Origin of the sequence: Neobacillus sp. C211, assembly GCF_051842875.1 — a bacterium.
Classification (GTDB): Bacteria; Bacillota; Bacilli; order Bacillales; family Cytobacillaceae; genus Neobacillus.
In genome coordinates, this window is record NZ_JBPXRO010000068.1 from 1 (window position 1) to 5,168 (window position 5,168).

Here is a 5,168-nt window from a genome sequence, read left to right on the forward strand (position 1 = left end):
TCTGGCCTGACACCTTTTTTTAAAACACCAAGGATGTCACTGAACCCTTTTTATTCTATTTTGAATACCATAAGTGAACGGTTTTGGCTGGGCTTTACTGAAGTTAACTAATGCATCAAGGTCAACGGGTCCGACTTCTTTGTTTTTAGCTTGAGTAAATACAGTAAATCCATCTCCGCCACCAGAAAGAAAAATATTCGCTGTCACAGAATAAGATTTATTAGGATCCATTTCCGTGCCATCTGGAAGCTTGGTGCTCACTACCCTTTGCCCTGCTGGTTTATTTGGATCCCAAGTATAGCTTATGCCAGAAATCTGCAACATGTTCGTTTTTGTTGCTCCCCACTGCTGGTTGAGCAATTCTCGGATTTGCTTTCCCGTCATCGACATTTTGACAAGGTCATTATTAAAGGGCTGTACCGTGTAAATTTCTCCCCAGGTGATATCGCCAGGATCAATATCGGCTCGAATGCCGCCAGGATTCATAAAGGCAAATTCGGTATTCAACGCTTTCCTTTGTGCATCCGCAATAAAATCGCCAAGCACTGACTCACCATTTTCATTTTGCTTGGCCGTCAGACTTTCAGATGAAGAGCCAACAACTTGATTAACTATCGGTTCTATTTTTGCTTCATATCCTTCTATCATTTTCTTTATTTCGGGATCGGGCTCGATTCCTTCTTGAAAGGTAGTTACAATCTCAGCTCTTTTTGAGACAATATCCTTTGTTTTAGGATCTATCTCAAGATCAACATCAGAGAAGGCAGTTCCATAGGAATAGGATTGAACAACTAGTTTATTGTCAATCGTTGCGTTCATATAGGCATGATTATGGCCGCCAAAAATGATATCCACTTCATCGTCGACCCGGTTTGCGATATCGACAAGCTGCCCTGCTGGATTTTCTCCGTTTGGACCTGAAGTGCCTGGGTTATGGGCTAAAACGACAATCGCTTTTACCCCTTGTTTTTTCAATTCCGCTACATTCTGATTAATTGCTTCTACTTCATCCGTGAATTTTAATCCAGCCACACCGCTAGGGACAACAAGCGTTGGAGTCTCAGTAGTTACCACACCGATAAAACCAATGGGCATCCCATTTACTTTGATCACTTGATAAGGAGGCAGAATCGTTTTTCCTGTTTTCTCATTGACCACATTAGCAACAATCCATGGGAAGTTTGAACCTGCAAAATTGCCTGTTTTCGGATGTGTTCCCCCTTTTATGAGGCGCATCAGTTCTGTTAAGCCTTCATCAAATTCATGATTACCAACAGTACCGATGTCAAAACCCAGTTTGTTCAAGATCTCGATTGTTGGTTCATCCTGTAAAAGGGCCGAAATTGGAGGGCTGGCCCCAACCATGTCTCCATCTTCAACCAATAGCGTATTTTTATTTTCTGCTTCACGCTGTTTTAAATAGGCTGCTAAATAATCGACCCGACCGGCCGGTTTCCCGTTTACTTTCCGAGTCACATTTAATTGGCCATGCAAGTCATTTATCCCTAATAGTTGGACCTGAATGAAACGATTATTTGCGGCCGGTGGCTTTCCCTTTTTGGGATTGACCGTTTCTGGACGGTTGGATTTATGTCCATGATATTCTTCAGATAACCCTTGATCTTTTCCTATAGTTGGTTTCTGTCTGCTAACCTCTACAACTTGAGGCTTAGTAACAGTTTGAAATTGATTATCAATATCCCTTAGGGCACGAGCTGAAGCACTTTGATATCCCGTTATCGCCACCAGTGCTAGGATCGATAAGGAAAGAAACGTTTTTTGAAACAATTTCATACTATTCCTCCTACAATTTTCTAAAAGAACCAAAGGTATTTTTCTCCTTGTAGGTTAGGAATATGCAGAAAAGGCACCAAAGAAGTTTGGTGCCTGACACTCATTGTTGTTTGACTATCAGACTTTGGTAGGTTGATGATGTCCTTACTTCGATGGTTAAGGTTCCCTTTTTATAGATGGATTTAATGATAAATGGGGCACCGGTGGTATTCTGAAATTGAAAGTCCGGTCCACCATAAGATACGGTTGCATCTCTGCCCGCAGGTACATACCCAACCGACAAGGAATGGTGATGTTTTTCAATATAACTAACACCTACCTGATCCACTGCATTGAATAGGGTTGATGACGTCTGGCAAATTCCTCCGCCGATTCCGTCGACTAATTGCTTATTTACAATTTCCTTCGCCTTTTGATATCCGTGGCCAGCATCACTTGGACCTACAGTAGTATTAAATGAGAAAATATCTCCCGCTCCGACAATGATATTATTAATGGCCTCGGCCGACAGCTCTATATTCTTTGAACGGCCTACAACTCCGCTATTAAATCTCGTTGTAAAGCTTGCCACGACAACTTCCCCTAACTGGTCAACATCCTCAGGCTTATAACCGCTCTCGGTCACATATAAAGGTAGTTCAATATCTCCACCCGTTGCCGATGCTGTTATGACCTTTTCAACTAACTCTGATTCCTCTAAGATAATTCTTGGTTTGCCTTTAATGATTTGACCATTGGAGCCAATCTTATCAAGAATCATTCGTTGGTCATATCCTTTGGTACTTTCCGTCCCTCTTGCTAAATCCTTTGCCCATTTTTCAAGTTCCTTTTTATAGGTTTCATTATCGGTTCCAAAACCCATTTCCACCGGTAAAAAGGTTTCCAAAATAGCATTTGTATTCGGATCAATGACATTTACCGTAATTGGTTTTGGTTTTTCTTCATTCTGTGGTTCTAGTGGTGTTTTATTGGGCATTTGTTTTCCTGGTTCAGATACTTTTTCTTCAACTTTCTTTACTGTATTCGTTTTTTCTGTACATCCGGCAATAAGTATTAAGCTACAGATTAATAAAATTGATACTAGCCACGAACTCTTTGTCATTTCCCCCAACCTCTTATCTTTTATTTTCATGCAGTAAATGCTGACCTCCAACGAAGTCCATTCATTCTTGGATTTTATTCCCGTTTGCATGTCAATATGACTTATAAGTATTGATTAATATGCAAAAAGCCCCATAGGTTAGGTGTAAGGAGCTTGATCAGTGAAGATATATGATTTTTTTGATCTGTAAATTATCTTACGCTGCTTTTCATCATTGGTTGAACCACTTTTGGTTCCGAATATGTGCGTTCATTTTTCTTATAGGCGTGCCAATATGCGAGTGCGATAAAGACAGATCCGCCAACCGCATTGCCTAGAAAGACAGGGATAAAATTTTCAATATATCCTAGCCAAGTAAAATGGCCGGCAAATATCGCTGCAGGAATCACAAACATATTCGCTACAACGTGTTGGAATCCGATTGCGACAAATGCCATCGTTGGAAACCAAATACCCGCAATTTTTCCGGCCATATCGTTTGCTCCATAACAAAGCCACACTGCCGCTGCCACCAGCCAATTACAGCCAATCCCCGAAACGAATGCTTGGAGAAAGGTTGCTTCTAATTTATGGTCAGCAATACTAATCGTTCTTTCCAAGAAGGGGCCTGATTCGGTAAGTCCAACCAGATGTCCAAAAAAGTATGCTACAAAAATGGCCCCGATAAAGTTACTAACCGTAACAAGAAACCAGTTATAGAAAACTTGTCTAGTGCTAATCTTGTTCGCCATTCGAGCTAGAGGCACAGCCATCATATTTCCTGTTAATAGCTCACCACCTGCAAGCAAGGTTAGGATAAGGCCGATTGGGAAGACAGACGCACCAATCAAACTGCTTAACCCCTCTAAATTTCCTGTTAAAGTTGCTGTGACACGGATGAAAAGTAAATAACCTAAAGCAATGAAGGCACCTGCTTCAAAACCTAATATCAGGGTCTGTAAAGGAGGGTATTTTGATTTTTTCACTCCATTTTCAACGGTAATTTCCATGATTGTTTCGGGTTTACTATATCCCATATAATATACTCCTTTTTAATTGAACCATTTAGTATGTGAAACGTTTAACATACTTCTATTTTATAACAAATTCTTTTAAAATTCTGTGAATATTTCTTTAACTATTTTAGAGCGCTTACATTTACCTTTGGAATCTTGCTTTTATATTCAAAATATCTTACTTCCCTTACTTAATAGAGGTATACTGATTCCAAGGTGTTATGGTAAAGAGTATAGAAATACTACAGGAGTTACGAACGGAGACGCATGGTCTGATAAATCAGTATGTTAGTCGGTATCCCAAACCCGACCCATTTTGCTACACTTTTTAAAAAATAACCAGCCATACTCCATCAGAGTATCGCCAAATGATCCGAAAGGAATAAAGAATGGAGGTTTATACAATGGAAAAGAAAATTTATTGGAGTTTGTTTATATATGGTCCATGGAAAATGTATCTCGCAGCAACGGTAGATGGACTTTGTTATGTTGGGTCCAATCATAAGGGCTTCGAAGAACTGGTGACTTGGGTTCAAAAAAAACTCCCGCATCACCTTTTGGAGCGTGATGATAGAAAATTACAACCTTTTGTAGACGAATTCACCGAATATTTTCAAGAAAAGCTCACGTCCTTTACCTTTCCAATCGATTTTCAAGGGACTCCCTTTCAACAATCTGTTTGGAACGTATTAAATGAAATTCCCTATGGATGCACACATACTTACTCAGAAATCGCGGAACTCCTGCAGAAACCTAAATCAGTACGTGCCGTTGCCGCTGCAATTGGGGCAAACCCGATATTAATTACCGTTCCTTGTCATCGTGTGATTGGTAAGAACGGGAAGTTAACTGGTTTTCGCGGCGGTTTAGATATGAAGGAAAAACTGTTAGATTTGGAAAAAAAACCCTCCACTTTGAAAGGTGTAATCACACATGCTAAATAAACCAAAAAGGCAGAGAGAAAGTCTCTGCCTTCAGGCTGTCGAGAAACTTTCGACAGCCTCAAATTTTCTACAATAACTTTAACCATTCACCGCGTTAATTTATTATAATATTATTAATATATATGCTTTGCAACATGTCTGTTGATTTGCGCTCCAGGCACTTCGCTTTCCGCGGGCGTGCCGGGGAGCCTCCTCGACGCTGAAGCGCCTGCGGGGTATCCCCTGCCCCGTACTCCCGCAGGAGTCTGCGTGCCTTCCGCGCAAATCAACAGAGCTGTAAAATCAATAATACACTGCTCTTAACACAACCAAACAATAAAAAATTAAGTGGTG

The 5,168-nt window shown here is 40.5% G+C and carries 4 protein-coding genes; 1 reads left to right on the top strand and 3 read right to left on the bottom strand.

The window, feature by feature from the left end:
• Window positions 1-36 precede the first annotated feature (36 nt).
• The 3 genes from ACSU6B_RS28730 to ACSU6B_RS28740 all read right to left on the bottom strand — a co-directional run bounded on the left by ACSU6B_RS28730 (window position 37) and on the right by ACSU6B_RS28740 (window position 3,912).
• Window positions 37-1,794 (bottom strand): bifunctional metallophosphatase/5'-nucleotidase, encoded by a 1,758-nt coding sequence (locus ACSU6B_RS28730; RefSeq protein WP_410889860.1) that lies wholly within the window; start codon window positions 1,792-1,794, stop codon window positions 37-39.
• Between the two features lie 100 nt (window positions 1,795-1,894).
• The gene (locus ACSU6B_RS28735) at window positions 1,895-2,896 is read right to left on the bottom strand and encodes a VanW family protein (RefSeq protein ID WP_410889862.1); all 1,002 of its coding nucleotides are present in this window, start codon (window positions 2,894-2,896) and stop codon (window positions 1,895-1,897) included.
• 191 nt (window positions 2,897-3,087) lie between these two features.
• Complete coding sequence (locus tag ACSU6B_RS28740; protein WP_410889864.1) at window positions 3,088-3,912, bottom strand: formate/nitrite transporter family protein; 825 nt, start codon at window positions 3,910-3,912, stop codon at window positions 3,088-3,090.
• A gap of 383 nt (window positions 3,913-4,295) precedes the next feature.
• On the opposite strand from ACSU6B_RS28740, the gene ACSU6B_RS28745 reads away from it, so the two are divergent.
• Window positions 4,296-4,835 carry a methylated-DNA--[protein]-cysteine S-methyltransferase gene (locus ACSU6B_RS28745; RefSeq protein WP_410889866.1) on the top strand — a complete coding sequence of 180 codons (540 nt, stop codon included), beginning with the start codon at window positions 4,296-4,298 and terminating at the stop codon, window positions 4,833-4,835.
• Window positions 4,836-5,168: the final 333 nt, after the last annotated feature.